We start from the raw sequence: 26,101 nt of genomic DNA, 5'->3' as shown, positions 1-26,101 counted from the left end.
TTATACTTTAATTGAGCTATTTTACACAAAAGTTATTAACATCTGTGAATAATACTGTATTATAACGGAAATTTTGCACAAAAAATATGCCCGACAAAAAATAAAGTCAGGCATAATATTGTTAAAGCCGATTCCGACTATCCGCGTTGTCCTGCCAATAAGTACAACACAGCCATACGTACAGCAACACCATTTTCAACCTGATCCAAAATAATGGAATGTTCACTATCCGCAACGTCCGATGTGATTTCGACCCCACGGTTGATCGGTCCGGGGTGCATAATCGTGATAGGCTTGTCCAAAGAATCCAAAATCTCTTTATTCAGCCCATAAAGCATGGAGTATTCTCTTAATGAAGGGAAATAAGCGATATCTTGGCGTTCAAGCTGAATTCTTAACATATTTGCAACATCACACCAATTCAGCGCCTTCCTCAAGTCGTGCTCCACCTTTACACCCAGTGAAGCGATATGCTTCGGAATTAATGTCGTAGGTCCACAGACCATCACTTCCGCACCCTGCTTTTGAAGACATAAGATATTAGACAGCGCAACCCGTGAGTGGGTGATATCACCTACTATAGCAACTTTACGACCAGCCACATCGCCATAACGCTCGCGGATTGAAAAAGAGTCAAGTAGAGCTTGAGTAGGATGTTCATGAGCTCCGTCACCTGCATTGACAATCTGCGCATCAACATGCTTACTTAGAAATACCCCTGCTCCAGCATAAGGATGTCGCATCACAATCATATCAACCTTCATCGCAAGAATATTGTTGACGGTATCTATAAGCGTCTCTCCTTTACTTACTGAGGACGAAGATGCTGCAAAATTAACGATATCGGCAGAGAGTCTCTTTTCAGCAAGTTCAAAAGATAGGCGTGTTCGCGTAGAGTTTTCAAAAAAAACGTTGGCGATTGTAATATCCCGTAAGGAAGGAACCTTTTTAATCGGCCTGTTTAATACTTCTTTAAAATTACTTGCTGTATCCAGGATCAATTGGATGTCGTTTTCATTTAGATCTTTGATCCCCAATAAATGGCGGGTACTTAGTTGTTCTGCTGCAGATGACATTTTAGAGTATTCAAATATTTACTAATCATTTTCTATTGAAAGTGCTCGTTTCCGAAGGGCAAAAATAGCCCTTAGGACTTTGATACACTTCTATTAATCGCCAGCTGACGTCTTTTTTTCTGTAATCAGAATAATGCTATCCTGATCATCCGACTCTTTCCAGTTAACAATTACTTTTTGCGAATCAATTGAGTCGACCTGTATGCCGATATAATCAGGTTGAATAGGGATCTGTCTCGAGAATCTACGATCGACCAAAACAAGCAATTCTATTCTTTTTGCACGGCCAAAGGCCTGTACAGCATCCATTGCGGCACGAATAGTACGTCCTGTCCATAAGACGTCATCTATAAAAATGACCTCCTTACCTTCTACAATAAAATTGATATTTGTGCTATTTGCTAAGAGTGGACCAGCATTTCCTTTTGTGCGGAAGTCATCGCGGTAAAAGGTAATGTCCAAATCGCCAACTAAAATCTCTTTCCCGATCATTTGTTCGAGCTCTTTAACAATACGTCTCGCTAAGAAAGTTCCTCGGGGTTGAATACCTATGACGACAGCATTTGAAAAATCACCGTGATTCTCAATCAATTGACGACATAGTCTTTGAATTGTGATTTGAAATTTTGGTCCGTCTAATAAAATCGACTGTTTCATTATGGGAATGTTTGAGCAAAGCTACACTTTTTTTATAAAAATAACGCCATGAACGGCAATTAATTTCACTATTTGCATCCAACTGGGACACTACTAAAAAAGTGATTTAAACAAAGAATATCTTTCTTTCAGGAAAATATACAAGCCTATTACTCCAGCCTATCAACAGATTTTAGCGATCGAACATAACACTCACTAGCAACTATTTATGGAAAACCCCATAGCATAGACAGGTTATCTACGAAGATTATTCCTCTCGCTCGACAGGTTTATTGTTCCGTGCAAAAAAATACACAGGCAAACCGATCAATACAAGTATAAATCCAGGCCAGGTATATTGCGGTTTATAAATAATCAGTAACACACAAAAAACCGTACCTATCAAAAGATACAAGACTGGTGTAACCGGGAATAGGAAAGTCTTATAGGAGCGCTCTAAATCGGGTCTTCTAACACGCTGAATAATGACACCGAGTACCGTGATCATATAGAATATGACAATTACAAAGGATATCATATCCAGCAAATTCCCATACTGGCCACTTAAACAGAGTAATGAAGCCCAAATTCCCTGTAGCCACAATGATCTTGCCGGCACATCGTACTTGTTGTTGGGAATTGCCTGTTTCAAAAACAAACCATCTCTGGCCATGGTCTGAAAAACACGCGCTCCTGACAATGCAAGTCCGTTGACACAACCAAAGGTCGAGATCATAACTAAAATCGCCATCGCTATTGTACCACTATGGCCTAATATTTTCTCAGCGGCCGCAATCGCTACCCGATCATTAGCGGCAAAAGCGATCTCCTCTCTACTCAAAGCCGCCAGGTAGATGTAATTACAACTGATGTAGAGCAGCATGACCAAGCTTGTACCGATCACCAAGGCGCGTACGACATTACGCTGTGGGTTGACAATTTCGCCCGAAACAAAGGTTACATTTTCCCAGGCTACACTACTGAATACCGAACCGACCATCGCAGCAGCCAATGCTCCCATCAAAGCGCCGCCAGAGATCTGCGACCAGCCTGCGCCCTTTAAATTCTGGAAAGAATGCCAGCCGTAAGACATGTTTTCCGAAAAATGATTTTCTTTAATCAAAAACAAACCACCTAAAATCAACAAAATCAAAGCAATGATTTTTGCAGAAGTAAAAAAAGATTGAACAGTTTTTCCACTCTTAATTCCCCTCGTATTGATAAAGGTAAGCAGCATAATCACGCCCATTGCGAGAATCTGGATCCAGGTAATCCTAAATTCCCCACGCTGGAACAGTGGTGGAGCGTCATTCAACTGCGGGATAAGATAGGCTGTAAACTTACCAAAGGCCACAGCTACCGCTGCTATCGTCCCCGTCTGAATGACTGTAAATAAGCTCCAACCGTATAAAAAGCCGATAGGCTTCCCAAATATTGCTGTCAGATAGGTGTATTGCCCACCAGCCTTTGGATACATCGATGACAATTCGCCATAGCAGATTGCCGCTGCGACCGTTGCCAATGCCGTCAACAGCCACACGACCGCCAACCAATACCCAGATCCCAGCTGCCGCATCATATCGCTCGATACAATGAAAATACCACTCCCGATCATCGACCCCATGACCAGCATCACTGCATCCCACAATTTTAATTGACGTTTCATATACTATTTGTTAAGTATGATTTTCATTGGCAAAAGAACACCTTACATCCGGCATTCCGAATTACTTGCTTCATCATCGAGCACTCGACACCTTCTTAGATGACTATAAAGACAAGGCAATAGCTCCCAGGCTAGCCACATCTGTATGAGATGCTCTTCAAAGGGGGATATCCCCCTCATTCGGGCTGGTTTATGAGCCCTTAAGCTATGAAAAAATAATCAAAAAAAGCTGCCCTTTGCGACAATTTTCTATTTTGAATATCTGTAGCAAAGGGCAGCCCTTATCTTAAAATGGTATCGCTAACAATTACTCAACACCATATTGTTGTTTATATGATTTCTCCAAATCGGTCACCTGCTGTAGCAACTGTTTTTCCGATGTGGTAGCCAAAATGCTCTTATAGGCACCCAAGGCGCGTAAAGCTGTACCAATATTAGAATATTCCAGCTCAGGCTTTGTCTGCGCAATATCCTGATACCACCGCATATTTTGTGTCATAAATTTCAGGTTACGGTTTACGATCTCATTTGCACGTTTCGTTTCACCTGTTTCATACAACACATTGATAATTGGAATATACCCCAAAATATCACGCATCAGATAAACACGCTTCGGCATCTTTTCATAAGTTTCGACGGCAACTTTACGCGCCTCATCCTTATGTCCCTCCATCAATAACTGTGTTGCTGTACCCCCCATTACTGTATTTGTAATCATGGTAATCATACGGTAAGACTCTGGATCCAAGTAAGAAGCATGTGCCATATTACCCCATTGATATTTTGTGGTAATGTCTCTATAAGCAGACTGAGTATCGACCAATGTACCTTCTGCTCCTGCAGGAGTTGCAATCGGCATTAAGCGCAATGCAAAGCCCTCTTGCACCAAATACTTATCTAAACCAAGGTAATTATCATTTGGAACTGTCGCCGCAAAATAAATTGGACGTTTCCAATCGTTATTTAACAATACGTTTAAGATTGACAGCTCCGCTCTAGAAATATAATTTCTATTGTAAGTCCAGCTCATGGTATCCACAATCGATTCTTGCCATGCTTTAGGAACTACGTTATTTTTCAGAACGGATTCTTTGTTTACCGGAAGGCTAAAGTTTTTGGTCGGCAGGAAGTTTTCAAACTTACCACCTCTCAATTCCAATTTGTTCTTTTGATCGTCCGATAATAAAATTTGCATAATCAAATCCAGATCAACATGTCCCGGTACTTTCATATCCTGATAGTAAAGTACCTCACGCACGCCTTTTTTGAACTTTTCATCATCAATATTGATTGGCAAACCGTCGGCCTGATTCACTTTTTGCTTCATCTGACGCATGTACCAGTCCGAACTCAATAAACTTAAGTTCACCACGCGTACATCCGGACGATAATTTTCAACTTCCTGAACATACCACAACGGATAAGTATCGTTGTCACCATAGGTAAACAAGATTGCATTTGGCGCGCAAGAAGCCAGGTAGTTTTTCGCTAAATCGCGGGCAGTCGTCTTCTCCGAGCGGTCGTGATCATCCCAGTTCTGGAAGCCCAACAATACCGGAGCACCCAACAAACAAGCAACTGTAGCTGCACCAGCAGCAATTTTACCATCCATTTTTTTGCTTAAATAATCGGCAATAGCGAAAACCCCTAGCCCGATCCAGATGGCAAAAGCATAGAATGAACCTGCATAGGCATAGTCACGCTCACGAGGCTGAAGTGGGCTCTGATTTAAATACAATACAATGGCTAGCCCAGTAAAGAAAAACAATAAACCGACGATCCCCGCATCACGTTGCCGCTTCCCAAAATGCCAGAATGCGCCAATTAAACCAATAATCAAAGGCAAGAAGTAATATTTATTATTCGATGGATCAGTCTTTAATGAATCCGGAATAGCATTTTGTCCACCATTATGCATTTGATCAATCGGCTTGATACCCGCCTGCCAATTACCCTCTGTAAATGACCCTTGACCTTGTTGGTCATTTTGCCGGCCGGCAAAATTCCACAAGAAATAACGGCCATACATATGTCCGATCTGATAACTGAAAAAGAACTTGAGGTTATCGGCGAAAGTCGGAGACTGACCATCTGGAATTTTCAAATAATCACGGTAATATTCAATATGTCCTTGATCGCGTGAGCTGTAGACACGTGGGAAAAACATGGTCTTATCGTATTTATAGTCCATACCGTTTTCCACCTTCGTATACTTGTCTTTATCTTTTCTGTAGGTATAGGTCGGCTCAGCATCAACGACCTGCGCATCAAATGTAGGTCCATTTAAAAGCGGTTCACTAGCATATTGCTCGCGTCCCAAATAGCTTACAAAAGAAAATGCATTATCTGGATCACTGTTATTTAAGGTAGGATTCGCCTTGGCACGCACCATGATCATGGCAAAGGAGCTATAACCAAAAATGATAAATGCAGTACTGATCAAAATCAGATTCAACATGGGTTTAACCTTCTTGATCGAATACCAAATACCATAGACAAATAAAGCGACAGCTAAAATCATGAACAGATTAAATCCAGTCCCAAAGCCCATTCCCAAGCTATTTACAAAAAATAGATCAAAATAAGCCGCAGCTTTGACCGTATATTGGATAATTCCCCATAAAATCAGCCCCAAAACAACCACACCTGTTAAAAATGCTTTTATAGCTCCCGAGGAGGTTATTGTTTTTGAACGCTTAAAATAAATCACCAAAGCAATTGCAGGAATTACCAATAAGTTGAGCAAGTGTACCCCGATAGAAAGTCCCATCACATAAGCGATAAAGATCAACCAGCGGTCTGCACCAGCCTCATCGGCATGATTTTCCCATTTTAAAATCCCCCAAAATACTACTGCAGTACATAAAGAAGACATCGCATACACCTCAGACTCTACGGCCGAAAACCAAAATGTATCTGTAAAAGCATAGGCTAATGCACCTACTGCCCCCGAACCAAATATTTTAATTAAATCGGTCGACGTATACGATCCATCAACACCCTTTACAACGATTTTCTTTGCTAAGGCTGTAATTGTCCAAAACAAAAACAAAATGGTCAGACCACTACATACCGCCGATCCGACATTCATCCAGAACGCAATTCGTGTAACATCTCCACCAGCAAGGTTGGAGAATATATTCTGAATCATTAAGAATAGAGGTGCTCCCGGCTGGTGCACAATTTGGAGCTTGAAGGCTGAAGCGATAAACTCACCACAATCCCACCAACTCGTCGATCGTTCGGCAGTCATGACATATGCTACTGTTGCAATTAGCGCACATATCCATCCTAAAAGATTGTTGATTTTAGTATAGTTCATAAAATGATAACTGTAAAAAGTATTATTAATACGGCTCGAAAATAAGGATAAGTTAATAAGAAATGAACTTTATTCTGATTTTTTAACACATATTGATTGAAACAATTTCATTATGTGAACCAATATTGGCTGTAAAGAAAGGATATAAAACTGTACGCATATACTTTTATAGACCGACAGCACCACTGAAAAATGGTCGATGTAAAGATTTTTCGGCATCAAAGAAAAATTATTTATTTGAAAATCAGCCGAAATGCACTTTACAGGACATTTTTATTTGCAGAAATAAGAATAGTCCGTATATTTGCATCATCAAATGTGAACGACATCATCACGATCGAAAGCACTTTTGAATTGTTTGTCCGATAGTATAAGGGTAGTACGACAGTTTTTGGTTCTGTTTGTCTTGGTTCGAATCCAGGTCGGACAACAAACAATAGAAAAGGCTTGCATTTGCAAGCCTTTTCTGCGTTATATGCAAGGCTTATATTTATAAAAGGGTTCAGATTTTTTTAAATTGCATTTTGATTTTTAAAACAAATCTCTATCTTTGCGTCGTCAAAAAGAAAAAGACGGAAACGTTGACTTTTTAGAGACATTGTCCGATAGTATAAGGGTAGTACGACAGTTTTTGGTTCTGTTTGTCTTGGTTCGAATCCAGGTCGGACAACTTTTAAAGTTAAGCATATATGGATTGTGAAAACAATCCATTTTTTTTAATGTTTAACTTTAAAAAATAGTCAGGGAATAAAAATATTGAATAAACGACAATACAACAACCCAACATAAATATACAAAACCATGCCTTTGCAATTCAACACGGTTAAACTATTTGCAGGTTCTGGCACTACAGAACTAGCCGAAAAAATCGCACAATCTTACGGGAAACCACTAGGAGACAAAACATTATCACGTTTTAGCGACGGTGAGATTCAACCATTCTACAATGAATCTGTTCGCGGAAGCGATGTTTTCATTATCCAGTCAACCAACCAACCTACCGACAATCTTTTTGAATTATTATTGATGACAGATGCAGCGAAGAGAGCTTCAGCGCATTACATCACAGCGGTAGTCCCTTACTTTGGTTTCGCAAGACAAGATCGAAAAGACAAACCAAGAGTTGCTATCGGCGCTAAAATGATTGCTAATCTGTTGACAGCTGCTGGTATCCACCGCATCATGACGATGGACCTTCACGCAGCTCAAATCCAAGGGTTTTTCGATATCCCTGTTGATCATTTGGATGGCTCTATTATCTTTGTTCCTTATATCAAATCACTAAAACTTCCGAATTTAACGATTGCTTCTCCAGATATGGGCGGTTCGTACCGAGCACGTACTTTTGCTAAATTTTTCAATGCAGAAGTTATTATCTGTGATAAACGCCGTAAGCGTGCGAATGAAATCGAATCGATGTCGATCATCGGCGACGTTACAGGTCAAGATGTTGTTTTGATCGATGATATCTGTGATACGGCCGGTACACTTTCAAAAGCAGCGGCATTGATTATGGAAAACGGTGCAAAATCTGTCAGAGCAGTTTGTACGCATGCTGTGCTATCAGGAAAAGCTTATGAAACCATTGAAAATTCTGTATTGTCAGAAATGATCGTGACGGATACGATTCAATTGGATCCAGAAAAAGCAAAACAATCGACCAAAATCAAAGTGTTATCCACAGCTGATTTATTCGCGAAAGCCATAAAAAGCGTCAATCAACACTCTTCTATTTCTGACTTATTTGAAGTAGAATAAGCGTTGCGTTTTAGCTATTAAATATTGGACTCTGGTGCGTGAAGCCTTTAGCGAAACGACCAGAGTCTTTTTTTTGTATGGCACCATCCCCCCTTTTCTAAAAGCAACAACTATTTAAAAATACTATTTCGCGTGGTTCCTCTTTTTAGCCCTAGGCGAATAGCTTTCTAGTTCATACATAAGTGAACAATACTTGATTTATATCAATTCCTACATTACCGAGGGGACAACAGGGGGTTAACAGGGGTAAAACCCCTGTTAACCCCCTGTTAACCCCTGTTAACCCCCTGTTATTTCCCTACTAAAAGAGTCCTATTTCGGTTTTAATATAGGAAATGGTATCTATTTGTTCTTAAATTGAGCTAAGCAACAAATTTGAATAGGTATAATCATGAGAATGGAAAAGTTCATAATCTTGAATAAGTGCCTGTTTTCGAGGTAATATCAGTCGTATTTTTTGATAATACCAGAAATTAGATTATCTTTGCACCTCAAATTTATAAAAAATTAAAAGATGAAACCGAGATGTAAATAGCATTGTCAGAAAAACAATTGTTATTTACTCGAGCTCTCATCAACCATTAAAAAAAAATTAAAAGATGAAATCAATTGCTATTAGCGGTTCTGTAAGACAGAACGTAGGGAAAAGAGATGCAAAAGAATTGCGTTACCAAGGCTTAGTACCAGCAGTACTTTACGGTGGTACAGAGCAAACAGCTCTTTCTGTGTCCGCAGCTGATTTGAAACCAGTTCTTTACACTGCTGACGTAATCATTGTTGAATTAAACATTGAAGGTCAAACTAAAAGAGCTATCGTTCAAGACGCACAATTCCACCCATTAACTGATTTAGTTACTCACGTTGACTTTTTAGAGTTATTCGATGACAAAGAAGTATCATTGAATATCCCTATCAAATTGACAGGAACTTCTCCAGGTGTTAAAATGGGGGGTAAATTAGTTCAAAAATTACGTAATTTACGCGTAAAAGCTTTACCTGCAAACTTACCGCAAGAAATTGAAGTACCAATGGAATCTTTAGAGGTTGGTAAATCAGTTCGTGTGGGTCAAATTCAATTAGAAAACGCAAAAGTATTGAACAATGCTGATGATACAATCGTATCAGTAATCATGTCTCGTGCATTGCGTCAAGCTGAACAAGAAGCTGCTAAAGCAACTAAAGGTGGTAAAAAATAATCTGAACAAGATTTTAAGATACTGCAGAAAGCACCGGAATTCGGTGCTTTTTTTGTTTACTAAAATTTTTATTTTTGCATCATGAATTATCTTATCGTTGGATTAGGCAATATTGGCAGTGAATATGCCGACACAAGGCATAATATCGGTTTTATGGTTGCCGATGAGCTTGTTAAACAGGCCAGTGCTAGCTTCTCCTTGCTGAAATTAGCCTATTATAGTGAATTTAAGCAACGAGGGCATAATGTCACCGTCATTAAACCTACGACTTACATGAACTTAAGTGGAAAAGCTGTTAATTATTATATGCAACAATGTAAAGTCCCAATTGAGCATGTATTGGTAATTGTGGATGATTTGGCGATCCCTTTCGGCTCACTACGCATGAAGCCCAAAGGAAGTAGCGCTGGTCACAACGGACTAAAATCCATTGAACAGCTTTGCGGTGGACAAGCATATCCCCGTTTACGTTTCGGCATTGGAGACAACTACCCAAAAGGTAGACAGGTAGATTATGTACTTGGCCCTTTTGATAAAGATGAACAAGCAGAGTTACCGGCTCTGATAGACCATTCCGTTAAAATGATCCAGAGTTTTGTTAATATAGGCATCGAGCTAACCATGACTAATCTGAATACAAAATAAGTCACTTGTTGTTGTAATGCCCCAGTGCTTGGATCACAACGACAGCAGTCTCATCTTCAAAAATTTCATAAATAAGGCGATCTTTCTTATTGATCGCCCTACTCCAAATTTCGCCGTCAAAATATTTTAATTGTTCGGTCAATTCTTGTCCTATCAGATTTACGTCCAGATTTTTTTATCATTTGCAAATCTCTAATCGCTTTTTTTGAATATTGGATTAAATACTTTCCCATATATTCTTGCTATCCAATTGGACTAATTCACCTCTTTCTTTCTCAGCTCTAGCTTCTTTCACGCGGTCATTTAATTTCGACGATCTATCTTCAGACTCAACTTTTATTTTTGTCCCACCGAGTGCCTTTAGCACCGCTTTAATCTTTTCTACTTCAGAAGAATCTATTTGAAATGATAATATTGCCATAACCCTTTCGTTTTTACAAAAAAAAACAACTCCACAAACGGAAAAGCCAAATATATCGGCTTTTTCTTATCGAATGGATAATTGCCCCCTTTCTTTTTTAACCGCTTCTCCTTTTTCTTTCTCTAACTCAGTCTTAGTTACTTTGTTCCCTTTCCCAGAAAGACCGTCTTCTACATCAGAAGATGCTGCCTTAGGATGTTCCTCTGCATATGCCTTGGTGGTCACAATGATAACGCCATTCTCCGCCTGATCACCATATAGTGCCGTAGCAGGATTATTTTTCAAAACCGATATGTTATCGATTGTATTCGGGTCTAACCCACTTAACTGAGCGTCTTCGACAATTTTCCCGTCGACCACAAATAGAGGATTATCCTTAGCTCCATGAACTCCACGAAACTTAATACTGCGGACAGCAACTTTCCTCGATCCATCATTTGATAACCCAATGCTATTTCCAGAGATTCCCTCCGCTCGGCCTTTAAGCTCTGGTTCAGTCGTATTTACAGATTTATACCCCGCCACAACAACTTTCGTAGGATTTCCATTTACCTTAATCTTAGGATTACCTGCATTGTCCTTTTTATCATTAGTAAAAGTAAGGGTCTGATTCGTTACCATAGGTAAACCATTTTTCTTCAACGTAACAAGGACAACGCCATTCTTGCCTTTTTCACCATATATTGCCTTACCATTATCCTTTATTACATTGATCGATTCGATTTCCGACGATGGAATAGCAGACATAATGGTTGAATAGAGCGGCTCCTTTTCAGACTTCATATTTGTCCGAAAATGAATCGTATCTCTAACACCTTTTGGCTTCAAGGTATCCTTTGTCATTTGCCTGGTAAGCAAATCTTCCGCTAAAGGCTTACTTACCTTGCTACTTATCGTTGCAGGCAAAGCAACATCAACTTGTAAGTCCTTGTCCAACTGAATAACAGCCGTCTTATTTACCTGCTCCACTACCCCTTCTATACTCCCCTCGGCTTTACTTACTGTAAATGCGGCTCCCGTCAATAAAAATACCGGTAAAAGAAAGGCATATTTACTCAGCTCTATTTTCGATGATCGCTTCTTGTTCATCATCATAATACGACGTTTTAAAAGTTTAAAATTAAATTGATTGCTCAATCCCACCGAGCCCCCCTTTTTGGACACGTTCAATAAGCTGTACTGGTAGGTTTGCTTGTCCACTCCTTTATCAAGGACCTGTTGATCAGTCAAGAACTCCAAATTTTGGCGAATGGCCCTGCGCATGAGCCAAACGAAAGGATTGTACCAACAACACACCAATATCATTTCAAACAATAAAATATCTAGACTGTGAAGGCCTTTCACATGAATATCCTCATGCTTAAAAATATCTTTCAGTTCAGCCTCCTGATGCTGCCCCTTATTGACATATATTTTATTCAAAAACGAAAATGGAACAACCGGAATAAGCACATTCCGGAATAAATACGTCCGCCATTGATCGGACTTCGAATTCAGATGAATCCGCAATAAACTCAATAACTGAAATACAAATTTCAATAACAATAAAACGGCACCGGTCACAAACAGGATTTCCACCAGCCTTCCTAAAGATAGCTGTTGTTGGACCTCCGGCTCCGTCATATATAGTGAAATCTGCTCGCCTACTCCCCCCAGATTCAGCCCGCGCTGTACGAACAAAGACTTTAAATCCAAAAATGGATACATAAAAGCAAAAAGTCCACCCACTAGGAAGTATACCCGATTTAGCACATAGAATGTCAGCCCTTTCAATAGTCCAATATATCCCAAATAGATAATACCCAACAACAGATTGACTTGTATAATATAGGTGAGTAAGGTTTCCATGCTATCAAGATTTATTATGCTTAATCATGTCCATAATTTCCTTTAATTCATCAGCTGTTAGTTTCTCTTCCTGCACAAAGAAAGATACCATCTCCTTATAGGAATTTTTAAAATAATCACCGACAAAGGAATTCATAAATTTCGCTTTATAATCTTCCTCACTCACCATCGGTTCATAGCGCTTAGCGTTGGCATAACGCACTGCTTTCACAAAATCTTTACGTTCCAGATTCTTTACTGTTGAAGCCAAGGTGGTATAAGGCATCTTTTCACCTTTGATATTATCTAAGATCTCCTTTATAAATCCTCCATTGAGACTCCAAATCGACTGCATTGCCTGTTCTTCCTGTGCTGTTAATTTTTCCATGCCTGTATCTACTTTATCTAATCTTTCACTAATCTACGAACAATTCGTAAATATAAAAAATCTTTTTATACTGAGTTATATAATCGACAGTAAATAGCATCAGTCCTATTAGATCAAAAAAGAAATCGCTCATTTTCTGCGTTTTTAAACTCAAATCCCACGAATATAAGTTAGCTGGCAGAAAATTTGTTATAGGATTATTTTAATTCTAAATTCACTATAAATCGTGTCCTGCATTGGAAAGAAAAAAAAATCAATTGGATAAATTCACTGCAATCCGATCGATTGGAAGCATGAAAAGTAATAAGATGATTCAAGATAAATACAATTAAGATCAATGGCTAAAAATATTAAAGCGATCAAATGTCCGCATTGTGGGAGTATAAAAGTTACCACACTACGTCCGGATTATTATAAATGTGACAGCTGCGGAACAGAATTTTTTCTCGATAGCGACGATATCAATATCAATCACAACTATAACTATCCGCGCAACAATACAGATCAATATAAGGCCCTTCGGATTGTCCTATTCGCCGTTGTGGGATTTATCGCGGTCATGTTTATCATCGGGGCTATAAGTGCTATTTTTTCCAAGAAACCTGAGCCGAGTTATTCCACTTATAGTGGTTCCAACTCAGCGAACGAGAAAGAAGAAGTAGAACCGCTTGAATGGAACTATGCGAGTAATACGTTATTCATGGACAAAAATAATACGCCGCATGTTGTGGTCGTTGGTAATGTAGGAACTTTTAGGAAAAGAATGGATTCAACCAAAGACAACAAGGTATACATTGGGCTTTTTGACCCTAAAACAGGTAAAAAAGAATGGGTAAAAGCATTGATGGAGACTCCCGTTGAATTATCGAGCAGCGACGTTAAACTTCAGGTATTTGAAGATCAAAACCTTTACATCATCGTCAAGTCCAAATACATCTATCAACTTGACAAAAACACGCTCACGTATAAGAGTGTTTTGGAAAATTATGTTAAAGATGCTCCATCTTTAAGTACTGGCATAGCCAAAGTTGAATTTAAGTATGAAGACTATGGTTCCGCTTATCAAATTATCAACAATGAAGGTCAAAATCTGGCCTATTACCCGTTAATAAATAAGGCGATACCGGATAAAGTGCTTTACGAGGAAAGAAGAAAAAAACTTCCCAATCCGACGACAAAAACGGAGTTTACTTTTTCAAGTAAGTCCAGCTATTATCCAGAGGAAAAAATTCAGTTAATCCAGTATACTTACCATTATCAATATGGATATCCTAAAGATACCCCACGGTTTTCTTGGGATAAGGATTATGGTGGATCGGGTATTTTTACCGACCGAGATCCCTATAAAAAGGTATTGATCAATCCGTGGCAATTTAAAGGAGCGCGTTTGATTAACTTTAAAGACTTTACACCAGGCAGACTTTACTTTCAGCCTATAGTCATCGCCCAGAATGACAAAACGCTCCTTATCGCCTATAAGCCAACACCAGCTGAAGACGATCCTTTCCAGATCCAACTGCTGGATATCACAACTGGGGCTATACAAAAAACCTTTACTACTGACCTCAAGTCCATCTATGGAAATGGGAGCCTGTTAAAAGACGGCTTTATTGTAAGAGGCTCGAGTGACTATTATTATTTTGATAATAATGGAAAACAAATCAACAAATTTGAAGGGTATAATCCCAAATTCGACACACTAAATTAATAACTATGGGACTATTTAATCTTTTTAACAACCAACTTTCTGAAGTTATCGAGTGGAAAAACCAAGACCCTCGATTATTATGGTATAAATTTCCATCCGAAAGGAATGAGATCAAAAATTCCAGCAAACTAATCCTCGCCCCAGGGCAGGGATGCATTCTTGTGTATGAAGGTAAAGGCGAAAATCTGCTAACCGAACCTGGAACGTATAACCTCAAAACGGATAATCATCCATTTTTTACTACGTTAGCACGACTACGGCAAAATTTTGAATCAGAGCACAAACTGTATATCTACTTTTTTCGCACGGCTGCTATCGTCAATCAATCCTGGGGAACAGGTTCTCCGATCAAATATATCGACCCACAATACAATTTACCTATAGAAATCGGTTTGAATGGTACATTTTCCTACCTGATCAATGAACCGGTCCATTTCTATAAAAACATTGTCGCCAATCAAAATACAGTCACTACAGCAGTCATCCAAGACATACTCAATAATCGCATTCCCCAACAAATTACCGCACAGATTGCACAAAAGAAGCTAGGCTATAATGAGATTGATAGCCAACTAGCATTACTATCTAACGACATCAAGACTGCAGTGGAACAAGATTTTAAAGATCTCGGGCTCGATATTACAGATTTTAAAATCCTAGGAACCCAATTTGATGCCAATACCAAAAGGAGGATTGGAGAAATCGCCGATCTAACCACGCAAAATCAAGCCGCACAGCAAGCAGGTTTAAGCTATGTTGAATTAGAAAAGTTACGCGCGCTGCGTGATGCCGCTAAAAATGAAGGTGGGATTGCGGGAGTGGGTGCACAACTTGGCGTCGGTATGGAACTTGGTAAGCAGTTTGATCTTCAAAAAGAGGAAATCAAAGGTCATATTCAGCAAGAAGGCGACTTCGTGGAGAAGCTCCAAAAGATGCAACTGCTACTTCGTGAAAATATCATTACCCAGGAAGAATTCGACGCATTAAAAAAACAGATTCTCAACAAAATATAACCCATTATGAAATATATATTCGGTATACTATTTACCTTGGTGATTCTCTTCGTTGCTACCTATTTCCTTTTGGGAATGTGGGGCATTCAGCTGTTAGCTGCCGAAAATTTCAGTAAAATTCTATGGACAACTGGAATACTGACCGCAACTTCTATTATTCTTGTGTGTTTTGTTATACTTCCTTTCTTTGGATCAGGTAAACATGGGAATTATGAAGATAAAGGAAAGGTTGCTCAGCGAAAAATAGATTAGCGCTTTGTACAATAAGGTAATGTTAAATTTGGATAAATGATTTGCTTATTTAAGTAAATTGTTAGTAGATATTATCCAATATGACGTAGTCATGTCATTTTAATTCCACAAGAACTTTCAATTTTAAATATCAAATAGTTAAATTTGTGAGATTAGCATAACAAATCAGATATAAGATAATATATAAACATGTCAGATAAAGCATCTATAAATTTAGACGGAACTTCTTATGACCTTCCGGTCGTTGTCGGTACTGAGAATGAAAAAGCAGTTGATATTTCCAAATTAAGAGATCTAAGCGGATTTATTACATTAGACCCAGGATATAAAAATACGGGTGCTACGAAGAGTGCGATTACTTTCCTTGACGGTGAAAAAGGCATATTGAGATATAGAGGATATCCCATTGAACAATTGGCAGAGAAATCGACTTTCTTGGAAGTTGCTTATTTGTTGATTTATGGAGAGCTTCCCAAAAAAGAGGTATTGGAAAAATTCAGAGCTGACATCAAAAAGCAAATGATGATCCACGAGGACATGAAAAATTTCTTCGCTGGATTTCCTTCCAAGTCACACCCAATGGGGCAACTTTCCTGTTTAGTTGGTGCATTATCGGCATTTTACCCAGAATCTTTAAATCCAAACTTAACAGATGAAGAGGAGGATCAAACGATCATCAATCTTTTGGCAAAAATGCCTACAATCGTTTCTTGGATCCAAAAGAAATCATTAGGACACCCTGTTGTATACCCTAAAAATAACCTTGGCTACATCGACAACTTCCTGAATATGTTGTTCGGAGAAGTTAACGACGAAAAAACATTCGATCCGGTTGTCATTGATGCTATGCACAAGTTGCTGATTTTGCATGCTGATCACGAGCAAAACTGTTCGACATCTACCGTTCGCATTGTAGGTTCGTCAAATGCAAACCTCTATGCATCTGTTGCTTCAGGTATTAATGCATTATGGGGTCCATTGCATGGAGGTGCAAACCAAGCGGTAATTGAAATGTTAGAAGCTATTAAAAATGATGGTGGTGATGCCGAAAAATATCTTGCCAAAGCGAAAGACAAAAACGATCCTTTCCGTTTAATGGGATTCGGTCACCGCGTTTATAAAAACTTTGACCCACGTGCTAAAATCATCAAAAAAGCATGTGACGATATTTTGGAAAAATTAGGTGTGCAAGACCCTGTATTGGATATCGCTAAGAAATTAGAAGAAGCTGCATTGAATGACCAATACTTCATCGACAGAAAACTTTATCCAAATGTGGATTTTTACTCTGGTATTATTTACCGTGCACTAGGTTTCAAAGCAGATATGTTTACGGTATTATTTGCCTTAGGCCGTCTCCCGGGATGGATTGCACAATGGAAAGAAATGCGTGAAAACAAAGAGCCTATCGGCCGTCCTAGACAGGTGTATGTTGGCCACACAGAACGTGATTACGTTGAATTCTCAAATCGTTAATTCGGTTTTGATTTATATCCGAAAAAGCATCCTTACAGGATGCTTTTTTCTTTTTATTGCAACTCCTGTGAATCCTTTGCAAGTACGAATGACCTATTCGATCAAACAATAAACAGCTGCTCGCCGCTACGCTATTGTCACGATAATCTACTTGTTAAGTATATTTTAATTTTTCCTTATCTAAATTCCCTGTTTTTCGTTAAGTTTGCGTATTGATTCGTCTCTTATTAAAAATCATTATAAATAAGACTTGCTAGAAAATGTACTACATATCTTGGTTCCTATTGCTATTTTCACCTTTATAGCAGCATTTACCTTATTTGCAGTATATGCCGAGCGAAAGATTGCCGGATTCGTCCAAGATCGGCTAGGTCCTATGGAAACCGGAAAGTATGGTAGTCTTCAAACCATCGCTGATATTCTTAAATTACTCCAAAAAGAACTGATCACCCCTTCATCGGCAGATAAGATTCTCTTTAGGATTGCTCCTATCATTATTTTTGTTGCCGTCTTTACAGGGTTTGCCGTTATTCCTTGGGCAAAGGATTTTATTCCAGCCGATACGCATACCGGTTTATTTTTCATTATGGCGATAATTTCCATTGATGCTTTGGGCATTTTAATGGCTGGTTGGGGTTCCAACAATAAATATTCTTTGTTAGGCTCCATGCGTGCCATTGCACAGATGGTATCCTATGAAATACCGGTCGGCCTTTCGCTGATTACAGTTGTCATGCTTACACAAACCCTAAACCTGAATGAAATCGCTATTGGGCAGGGAATCCTCACCAATGGGAGCATTAAATTCTTGGGTATTTGGGAAGTTAATGAGATTGGCGGTCTCTTCGCCTGGAATATTTTTCAGGCTCCGCATTTGATTATCACCTACATCATATTCTTTATCGCTACTCTTGCCGAGTGTAATCGTGCTCCTTTTGATATTCCGGAAGCCGAATCTGAACTGGTCGGTGGTTTCCATACGGAATATGGTGGAATACAATTTGCCTTTATCTTTCTGGCCGAGTACGCTATGATGTTTTTGGTATCGATGTTGGGCGTTGTCCTCTTTTTAGGCGGCTGGAACACGCCATTACCAAACATTGGGGCTGTACGCCTCGCAGATTGGACGACTGGTTTAGCTTGGGGAATATTTTGGACCTTAGCCAAATCATTCCTTATTGTAGGCATCCAAATGTGGATCCGATGGACATTACCGCGGTTACGTGCAGACCAATTGATGAGTTTATGTTGGAAAGTATTGACACCGCTGGCTTTTCTGTGTATGGCCATCTCTGCCATTTGGCGAATTTTAGTTATAGCATAGGATATTATGATATTTAAAACGGCTTCGCATGCATTTCGTACGGCAATCAAAGGTTTATCTTTGACTGTCAAACACCTGTTTGGTGCACGTCGCTCACGGACGGAATTAAATATCAAAAAAGAAAACTACTTTAATCAACAGGAAGGTATTGTGACGGTGCAGTATCCGCGTGAAAAAATGCCCATCCCGGAAGTCGCGCGTTACCAATTGCAGGTTGATATCGACGACTGTATTGTATGTGATCTTTGCGCTAAGGCATGTCCTGTGGACTGTATCGAAATTGAAGCGATCAAATCGCCAGAAGCGATCGGAAAGACTTCTGACGGTAGCGTCAAACGGTTATATCCCGCAAAATTCAATATTGATATGGCTAAATGCATGTATTGCGGCCTGTGCACGGTGGTATGTCCGACAGAATGTATTACCATGACCAATGCATATGACCGCAGCTCGCAAAAGCTGACCGATCTTATTTACGGGTTTTCAGACATGACTGACGAGCAGGTAGCTCAACGCAAAGCTGAATGGACACAGTTTCAAGCTGAAAAGGAGGCAGCAAAGCAAAAATAGAAAATGGAAAGTATTTTGTTCTACGCTTTCGCTATCCTAGCAATCGGTTCGGCCCTTTTACTGGTCAATCTTAAAAATATCGCGCGCGCATTATTCCTGTTTTTTATTGTTTTATTTGCAATGGCAGGACTATACCTATTTGCGTTAGCTGATTTCGTGGCCATCACACAAATCATGGTCTATGTCGGAGGCGTACTCATTCTTATGCTGTTTGCCTTTATGCTGTCCAATAAAGAACTTCTAAAAGACCTTCAAGATAACCGCGGTTCCTTCTTAAGCATGCCCAAATGGCAAGCTATTCCAGTGGTACTTGGTTTTCTGTTACTGATGCTTTATGGCATCTTTGAATGGCAACAGGCACCATCAACGTGGATCATTCAGTCCATAGAAAATGGAAATAATATTACTGCGACTGATAACAATATTCATCAAATCGGATTACGTTTTATGACTTTTTACGTATTGCCTTTTGAAATTATATCGATATTTCTGATGATGGCTTTAATTGGAGCTTCTCATTTATCCAGAAAGGAGCGTACACTATGATCACGCTGACCCATTTCTTGGTGGTGAGTGCGTGTATCTTTAGCATTGGACTCTACACCGTTCTTTCCAAAAAAAATGCGATTATGATTTTGGTTGGTATTGAATTAATGATCAATGCAGCTATCCTGAATTTTGTTGCCTTTGGGAAATATGATAAAGTGAGTTATAGTGGGCAAATTTTTGCGTTGTTTGCGATTGTTCTAGCAGCGGCAGCTGTAGCCGTTGGATTGGCTATTGTATTAAATGTTTATAGACATTACAACACCATTAATCCGGATGAGGTAAACCAATTAAAAGACAAATAAACATTGGATCAAGTTGTTCACATATCGCCCCTTTTGACCGCGCTAGTTACCGTAGTGTCCCCATTAGTAGCGTTCTTATATCAATCTTTATTAGGCAAACGTGACCAGTCAGGTATTGTCTCCCTCCTAGCCATCGCCCTCAGTTTTACCGGTGGTGGGCTTACCTGGTTCACCATATGGAATAATGCCCCCGTAACGGTTCAGGCGGATTGGTTCACTATTGGCGAAACCTCATTTAAAGTTGGTATCCTGTTAAATAATTTAAGCACCTTAATGCTTTTTTTGGTACCTACTGTCGCGTTGCCGGTGCATATTTATTCTCGGGCATATATGAAAGGTGATCCTGGCATTCATCGCTATTGGATGTATCTAAGCCTGTTTTGTTTCGCCATGTTGGGATTGGTCATTATGGACAGTCTTTTACTGATGTATGTCTTTTGGGAGTTGGTTGGGTTTGCGTCCTATCTCCTTATCGGATTTTGGTTTACGCGCGAAACAGCTGTACAAGCCAATAAAAAGGCATTTTTGGTTAATCGCATCGGTGACCTCGGCTTTCTAATCGGCCTTGCGATCTTATTTACGCAGTTCAAGACACTTAATTTGGTCGATTTATTTGGTGATAACGGACTGCTCTATCAATCCGCAATCGTCGATGGACTATGGGTATCTCCAGTCAATAGTTTACCTCAGATCTGGTTTACCCTAGGAGGACTAGCCTTTTTCTTGGCTGCTATGGCCAAATCAGCACAATTCCCACTACATGTATGGCTTCCGGATGCCATGGAAGGCCCTACATCCGTATCGTCCTTGATCCATGCGGCAACCATGGTAGCAGCCGGCGTATTCCTATTGGCTACTGTATTTCCATTATTCAGCGAATCGGCATTACTATTTATCGCTATTATCGGTACCATCACGGCAGCTTCGGCAGCATACTTCGCCTTGGGCCAATATGACATCAAGCGTATTCTTGCCTTTTCGACCATATCGCAACTGGGCTTTATGATGGTTGGGATCGGTATTGGAACATGGGATGCCGCTTTGTTTCATCTTACGACACATGCCTTCTTTAAGTGTTTATTGTTTCTTTCCGCTGGAGCTGTCATTCATGAGATGGCCCATCTGAAAACACATAGTCAACTAGACTTTGATCCGCAGGACTTACGGAACATGGGTGGATTACGTCACTATATGCCCAAGACCTTTGTGCTCATGAGTATTGCTTCATTGGCACTTGCCGGATTCCCACTGACTTCAGGTTTTCTATCCAAAGACAGTATCGTTATATCTTCTTTTGAATGGGCTCTTTTAAAAGGGAACTTATACCTGATCATCCCATTAAGCTTGATCATTGTAAGTATTTTAACCGCTTTCTATATTGGTAGATTGCTGTTTAAAGCTTTTTTTGGAGAGTTTAGGCTTACTAACCAACTGCATGGCAAATTACATGATCATCCGCTACATGAAGCGCCAAAAACCATGTTGATGCCCATGTTTGTTTTGGGTGTATTCTGCTTATTTCCACTATTTTCGTTCAATCCATTTTCGTACCACGATTCCTGGTTGATGGACGGACTCTTATCGGACGAATATGCCTTTGCTCCAAGCCACATTGCCCACCTGATTATCCCTGCAATACTCCTCCTTGGTTCAGTTATTGGCTGGATCATCGGCTGGAAATGGTATGTGCAGCATAGATACCCATTCAATCCGGCCAATCCGGCACTGAAGGTTTCTTTAAATCAGGGCTATATCAATCAGTTTTACGATGTTGTATTTGTCAAGGGCACATTAAAATTGGCTCAATTCTGTTATTGGTTTGACCGACATGTTGTTGATGCCTTTGTTTCTTTGATTCAGTCAATCGTGCTATCGATTTCACAATTAAGTGTTTGGATAGACAAATATATTATAGACGGCTTCGTCAACACGGTTGCTTCGGTAACCTATTGGACCGGTCATCAAGTCCGCCTGGTACAAAACGGGAAGATACAGACCGCTTTATACTCCGTCTTTTTAATAGTTTTACTTGGTTTAATTTATCTTTTATTCTTTTAGGAAATGCCTATTTTATCCTTATTGATATTTTTACCGCTATTGGCTACGGCGCTTATTCTCGCCTTGCCAACACGATATAAATTGAGTTACAAATATATTGCGTTAGCATTTACCGCAATACAATTTGTACTGGCTGGATTGTGTTACGCACATTTTGATGCAAGCAAAACAGGTATTCAAGATCTGGGGGGCTATCAGTTTGTTGAGCAGGTTTCCTGGATTCGTTTAGATCTAGGATCAATAGGTAAGCTAGAAATTGATTATCTCATTGGTATTGATGGGATATCGATGCCCTTATTATTGCTGAGCGCTTTTGTGATGTTGATGGCTATCGGAGCCTCCTGGAATATACAGAAGAGTCCGAAGGGATACTTTGCTTTACTCATGGTGCTTAATATGGCTGTTATGGGGATTTTCTGTGCACTGGATTTCTTCCTGTTCTACCTTTTCTATGAAGTGATGTTACTTCCACTATATTTCCTGATCGGTATCTGGGGTGGTGCAAGACGCGAATACGCAGCCATCAAGTTCTTTTTATACACGCTATTTGGTTCTGTATTTATGCTATTGATCATCGTAGGACTATACTTTTCAGTGATCAACCCGATGACTGGGGCGCATACGTTCAATATGATCCATATGATGAACCCACAGAATTACCTTGAAGGATCTATTTTTGAGTGGGGTGGTTATCAGGAAATCTTGGGTATTTCGGCCAGACTGGTTGGCTTCATTGTGCTCTTTTTTGCCTTTGCCATTAAAGTGCCCATCGTGCCATTGCATACCTGGTTACCCGATGCCCACGTCGAAGCACCGACTCCAGTATCCATTATTTTAGCAGGTATTCTTTTGAAAATCGGAGGTTATGGTATCATCCGTATCTGTTATAGCATCTTTCCCGACATGGCCGCCTTATCCAATTGGTGGCTTGGACTAATAGGCGTTGTTTCCATTATCTACGGAGCCTTGAACGCCTTATCACAAAAAGACCTCAAACGAATGATTGCGTATTCATCCGTTTCCCACATGGGCTTTGTCTTATTAGGTATTGCTTCATTAACTGCAGAAGGAATTTCTGGAGCGATGTTTCAGATGATCTCCCATGGTTTTTTATCCGCGGCCCTCTTCTTTCTTGTCGGTGTAGTTTATGACCGCGTGCATGATAGAAATATCTATAGTTTTCGAGGTTTAGCTCAAATTATGCCCAAATATACGGGGTATGTTGCTGTTGCATTTTTCGCTTCCTTAGGTTTACCTGGCTTTTCAGCTTTTATTGGTGAAGCATTTGTCATTATCGGTTCATTCAATTCTGAAAGTGTTGGCACAGGTTTGCCGCGTTGGATGGCACTTGCAGGTTCTATAGGTATCTTATTAAGTGCAGCCTACCTACTTTGGACATTGCAACGGATGTTCTTTGGACAGATTCGTTTAAAAGGCGGTGAATCTTGGAGCAATGCACTGACAGATGTCAATTCGCGCGAGCAGGTGATCTTATTTCCAACGTTAGCGTTGGCCTTATTACTTGGCATTATGCCTGCATTAGTTTTTAACAATTTAAACGCAAGTGTCCTGAATCTTGTAAGCTTTATTCAACAATTTATTTAAATCAGCATGCTCGCATTCAGTCCATATATCAGTTCATTTCTCGATCAGATTATCGTCAGTGTACCGTATTTTAAACCCGAACTGACATTGATCATCACTTTTATTGGTACTATTCTCGCTAGTCTTTTTGCCGACAAGCACTGGAAGCATACGTCTTTTATGCTTACGATCATCGGATTATTGTTGAGTGGCTGTTACCTTGTTGGGCAAGGACTCAGTAAGGTAGAGATGGCTGGCTTTTTTGATATGATCCAGGTTGATGCCTTTGCAACCTCTGCACGATTGATTATCCTGTTGTCGACATTCCTTGTTTGTATTTTTATTCAACAAGGTCATGGTAGATATGGCCGGCCGTTAGGAGATCTATATGCTGTTTTACTGACGGCAACGTTGGGACTGAACCTATTGACCATGTCGAGTAACTGGCTGATGATTTTTATAGCCGTTGAAACCGTTTCCATTAGTTCCTATATCATGGTGGGATACTTTTCAGCGACTAAAGTTCAGTCGGAGGCAGCTTTAAAATATGTACTCTTTGGATCGATTTGTGCGGCAGTGATGCTTTACGGTTTGTCTTTACTCTACGGTTTCACGGGGAACTTGAATTTTGATTCCCAGAGCCACATTGCTGGCCTAATGGAAGCTCCAAAGGTCATGATCAGCATTGCGCTATTATTTTTGTTGACAGGCATTGGCTTTAAACTGAGTTTTTTTCCTTTTCATGTCTGGAGTCCAGATGTTTATCAAGGTGCTCCCACAGTAATTACCGCGTACCTGGCTACAGTACCAAAAATTGCAGTCGTCGTCCTATTATCCAAGCTCCTCGCCGCATGGCTTAATGTTTCCTTTTACTTTAGCGATTTCCTAACGTATGTGATTATTGGGGTAGCTATTGCAACCATGCTGATCGGTAATTTAGCGGCTCTACGTCAACAGGATGCCAAACGGATGATGGCCTATTCATCGATTGGACATACAGGTATACTACTTATGGCTGTATTGGTTTATCAGAATAATGAGTCGAATGTATTGTTGTTTTACCTTTCCATATACGCTTTGATGAATATTGCTGTATTTATATTTATTGATGCCTTGGAAGTTAGTCTGGGCAATACATCCATCGATTCCTATCGTGGCTTAGGAAAGCAGTCCCCCCTTTTGTTTACTTCATTTTCAATGGTTTTAATCGCTTTAGTGGGGCTCCCTCCCACTGCGGGATTCGTCGGAAAGCTTTTGGTCTTTTCCAAAGTGTTCGAACAGTATCAAAACTTTCAATCCTTCGGTTTATTGGCATTGCTTATTGTCGGCGCACTGACTTCGGTTATCTCTTTATTTTATTATTTTAAAATACCACTGAACGCATTTCTTAGGGACAATGCCGCATCTTCAACAATAAAAGTCAATGCTGTTCTTCTCTTTATTGGCATCCTATGTACCTTGGCTGTGTTGTGCTTAGGAATCTTTCCGGATCTTTTGCTTTCGGCCTTTTAGAAAAACAGAGAAGCTTCTTTCATTCTTAACAAATCTACGATCCTCATCAATTACGCTATGTGCGGGTCGAATAGTAAGGATAAACTCCATAATATATTTTATATTTCCTCAATAAAAGTATTATCTATGGTTGAGGAGAGACTGATAAATTGTTTTTTATGCAAAGCGCAATTAAATTGCATATAAAAAGCAATTTATCTAAGTTTGTACCATGATTAGTGCAATAGCAAATCCAATTTTTCAACGTGCTATCCAGGATTACCACGTATACGACCAGATTGAGCATCCAATCCAAAATCCGTATGACAAACAATCCCTAGAACATCTCCTCTATTTAAAATGCTGGATTGACACCGTACAATGGCATATGGAAGATGTCGTGCGTAATCCCGCTATTGACCCAAAAGAAGGCTTACATTGGAAAAGACGAATTGATGAGTCCAATCAATATCGCACGGATACCGTAGAGTATATTGACAGCTATTTTCTACAAAAGTTTCAGGATATACAGGTTAGGCCTACAGCAACGATCAATACGGAGAGTCCGGCGTGGGCTATTGATAGGCTTTCCATTCTGGCTTTAAAAATCTACCATATGGAACAGGAAACGTTACGCACAGATGCTTCCGAGGCGCACATTAATACCTGCCAAGAAAAGCTTAACGTTTTATTAGAACAAAGAAAAGATTTATCTCAAAGTATTGATGAATTGATGGATGCCATAGCATCGGGCGATAAATACATGAAAGTCTATAAACAGATGAAAATGTATAACGATCCTTCATTGAACCCTGTCTTATATTCATCAGGAAAGTAAA

At 39.7% G+C, this 26,101-nt stretch carries 23 protein-coding genes; 15 read left to right on the top strand and 8 right to left on the bottom strand.

Translation table 11 applies throughout. The features are described 5' to 3' along the window. Positions 1-137: 137 nt before the first annotated feature. The 4 genes from B3E00_RS02850 to B3E00_RS02835 all read right to left on the bottom strand — a co-directional run bounded on the left by B3E00_RS02850 (position 138) and on the right by B3E00_RS02835 (position 6,700). Complete coding sequence (locus B3E00_RS02850) at positions 138-1,076, bottom strand: aspartate carbamoyltransferase catalytic subunit (RefSeq protein ID WP_293883811.1); 939 nt, start codon at positions 1,074-1,076, stop codon at positions 138-140. A 93-nt stretch (positions 1,077-1,169) separates the two neighbouring features. Continuing rightward, positions 1,170-1,733: a bifunctional pyr operon transcriptional regulator/uracil phosphoribosyltransferase PyrR gene (gene pyrR / locus B3E00_RS02845; protein ID WP_209580570.1), complete on the bottom strand. Its 564-nt coding sequence runs from the start codon at positions 1,731-1,733 to the stop codon at positions 1,170-1,172. A gap of 247 nt (positions 1,734-1,980) precedes the next feature. Then, positions 1,981-3,378, bottom strand: coding sequence for an APC family permease (locus B3E00_RS02840; RefSeq protein ID WP_293883809.1), 1,398 nt, complete (start codon positions 3,376-3,378; stop codon positions 1,981-1,983). A gap of 307 nt (positions 3,379-3,685) precedes the next feature. After that, a complete protein-coding gene (locus B3E00_RS02835) occupies positions 3,686-6,700 on the bottom strand; it encodes a DUF2723 domain-containing protein (protein ID WP_293883807.1) in 3,015 nt (1,004 codons plus the stop codon). Between the two features lie 801 nt (positions 6,701-7,501). Here B3E00_RS02835 and B3E00_RS02830 point away from each other — a divergent pair. The 3 genes from B3E00_RS02830 to pth all read left to right on the top strand — a co-directional run bounded on the left by B3E00_RS02830 (position 7,502) and on the right by pth (position 10,299). Continuing rightward, positions 7,502-8,458, top strand: a complete 957-nt coding sequence (locus tag B3E00_RS02830) for a ribose-phosphate pyrophosphokinase (protein WP_293883805.1) — start codon at positions 7,502-7,504, stop codon at positions 8,456-8,458. A 599-nt stretch (positions 8,459-9,057) separates the two neighbouring features. Then, the gene (locus B3E00_RS02825; protein WP_209580563.1) at positions 9,058-9,654 is read left to right on the top strand and encodes a 50S ribosomal protein L25/general stress protein Ctc; all 597 of its coding nucleotides are present in this window, start codon (positions 9,058-9,060) and stop codon (positions 9,652-9,654) included. 81 nt (positions 9,655-9,735) lie between these two features. Further along, entirely contained in the window at positions 9,736-10,299 is a 564-nt protein-coding gene (pth, locus tag B3E00_RS02820; RefSeq protein ID WP_209580561.1) for an aminoacyl-tRNA hydrolase, read from the top strand. Position 10,300: 1 nt separating this feature from the next. On the opposite strand, the gene B3E00_RS02815 is transcribed toward pth, so the two are convergent. The 4 genes from B3E00_RS02815 to B3E00_RS02800 form a co-directional block, all read right to left on the bottom strand. Continuing rightward, positions 10,301-10,441 carry a type II toxin-antitoxin system YoeB family toxin gene (locus B3E00_RS02815; protein WP_209580559.1) on the bottom strand — a complete coding sequence of 47 codons (141 nt, stop codon included), beginning with the start codon at positions 10,439-10,441 and terminating at the stop codon, positions 10,301-10,303. A 75-nt stretch (positions 10,442-10,516) separates the two neighbouring features. Then, positions 10,517-10,720, bottom strand: a complete 204-nt coding sequence (locus tag B3E00_RS02810) for a hypothetical protein (RefSeq protein ID WP_209580558.1) — start codon at positions 10,718-10,720, stop codon at positions 10,517-10,519. Between the two features lie 66 nt (positions 10,721-10,786). Further along, entirely contained in the window at positions 10,787-12,568 is a 1,782-nt protein-coding gene (locus B3E00_RS02805; RefSeq protein ID WP_293936776.1) for a M56 family metallopeptidase, read from the bottom strand. Between the two features lie 4 nt (positions 12,569-12,572). After that, complete coding sequence (locus B3E00_RS02800) at positions 12,573-12,935, bottom strand: BlaI/MecI/CopY family transcriptional regulator (RefSeq protein ID WP_209580554.1); 363 nt, start codon at positions 12,933-12,935, stop codon at positions 12,573-12,575. Positions 12,936-13,272: 337 nt separating this feature from the next. Here B3E00_RS02800 and B3E00_RS02795 point away from each other — a divergent pair, with 337 nt between their 5' ends. The 12 genes from B3E00_RS02795 (at position 13,273) to B3E00_RS02740 (ending at position 26,100) form a co-directional block, all read left to right on the top strand. Further along, a complete protein-coding gene (locus B3E00_RS02795; protein ID WP_293883796.1) occupies positions 13,273-14,643 on the top strand; it encodes a hypothetical protein in 1,371 nt (456 codons plus the stop codon). Positions 14,644-14,648: 5 nt separating this feature from the next. Beyond that, complete coding sequence (locus B3E00_RS02790) at positions 14,649-15,656, top strand: SPFH domain-containing protein (protein ID WP_209580552.1); 1,008 nt, start codon at positions 14,649-14,651, stop codon at positions 15,654-15,656. A gap of 6 nt (positions 15,657-15,662) precedes the next feature. Continuing rightward, the gene (locus B3E00_RS02785; RefSeq protein ID WP_209580546.1) at positions 15,663-15,908 is read left to right on the top strand and encodes a hypothetical protein; all 246 of its coding nucleotides are present in this window, start codon (positions 15,663-15,665) and stop codon (positions 15,906-15,908) included. Between the two features lie 189 nt (positions 15,909-16,097). Continuing rightward, positions 16,098-17,384 carry a citrate synthase gene (locus B3E00_RS02780; RefSeq protein WP_209580544.1) on the top strand — a complete coding sequence of 429 codons (1,287 nt, stop codon included), beginning with the start codon at positions 16,098-16,100 and terminating at the stop codon, positions 17,382-17,384. A gap of 250 nt (positions 17,385-17,634) precedes the next feature. Then, positions 17,635-18,708, top strand: coding sequence for an NADH-quinone oxidoreductase subunit NuoH (nuoH, locus tag B3E00_RS02775; RefSeq protein ID WP_209580543.1), 1,074 nt, complete (start codon positions 17,635-17,637; stop codon positions 18,706-18,708). 6 nt (positions 18,709-18,714) lie between these two features. After that, positions 18,715-19,278 carry a 4Fe-4S binding protein gene (locus B3E00_RS02770; RefSeq protein ID WP_293883790.1) on the top strand — a complete coding sequence of 188 codons (564 nt, stop codon included), beginning with the start codon at positions 18,715-18,717 and terminating at the stop codon, positions 19,276-19,278. A gap of 3 nt (positions 19,279-19,281) precedes the next feature. Further along, positions 19,282-19,824 (top strand): NADH-quinone oxidoreductase subunit J, encoded by a 543-nt coding sequence (locus tag B3E00_RS02765; protein ID WP_293936774.1) that lies wholly within the window; start codon positions 19,282-19,284, stop codon positions 19,822-19,824. Next, positions 19,821-20,129 carry an NADH-quinone oxidoreductase subunit NuoK gene (nuoK, locus tag B3E00_RS02760; protein WP_293936772.1) on the top strand — a complete coding sequence of 103 codons (309 nt, stop codon included), beginning with the start codon at positions 19,821-19,823 and terminating at the stop codon, positions 20,127-20,129. The genes B3E00_RS02765 and nuoK overlap by 4 nt, the downstream gene beginning before the upstream one ends. A gap of 33 nt (positions 20,130-20,162) precedes the next feature. Then, positions 20,163-22,187, top strand: a complete 2,025-nt coding sequence (locus B3E00_RS02755; protein WP_293936770.1) for an NADH-quinone oxidoreductase subunit L — start codon at positions 20,163-20,165, stop codon at positions 22,185-22,187. Between the two features lie 3 nt (positions 22,188-22,190). Continuing rightward, the gene (locus B3E00_RS02750) at positions 22,191-23,792 is read left to right on the top strand and encodes a complex I subunit 4 family protein (protein WP_293936768.1); all 1,602 of its coding nucleotides are present in this window, start codon (positions 22,191-22,193) and stop codon (positions 23,790-23,792) included. Between the two features lie 6 nt (positions 23,793-23,798). After that, on the top strand, positions 23,799-25,283 hold the full coding sequence (locus tag B3E00_RS02745; protein ID WP_293936765.1) for an NADH-quinone oxidoreductase subunit N: 1,485 nt from the start codon (positions 23,799-23,801) through the stop codon (positions 25,281-25,283). Between the two features lie 211 nt (positions 25,284-25,494). Further along, entirely contained in the window at positions 25,495-26,100 is a 606-nt protein-coding gene (locus B3E00_RS02740; RefSeq protein ID WP_293889603.1) for a DUF4254 domain-containing protein, read from the top strand. The last annotated feature ends 1 nt before the right edge of the window (position 26,101 follow it).

This window comes from Sphingobacterium sp. UBA5996 (assembly GCF_002429765.1).
GTDB lineage: Bacteria > Bacteroidota > Bacteroidia > Sphingobacteriales > Sphingobacteriaceae > Sphingobacterium.
The sequence above is the reverse complement of the archived record's forward strand: the minus strand, read 5'-3'. Positions and strand labels throughout refer to the sequence as shown.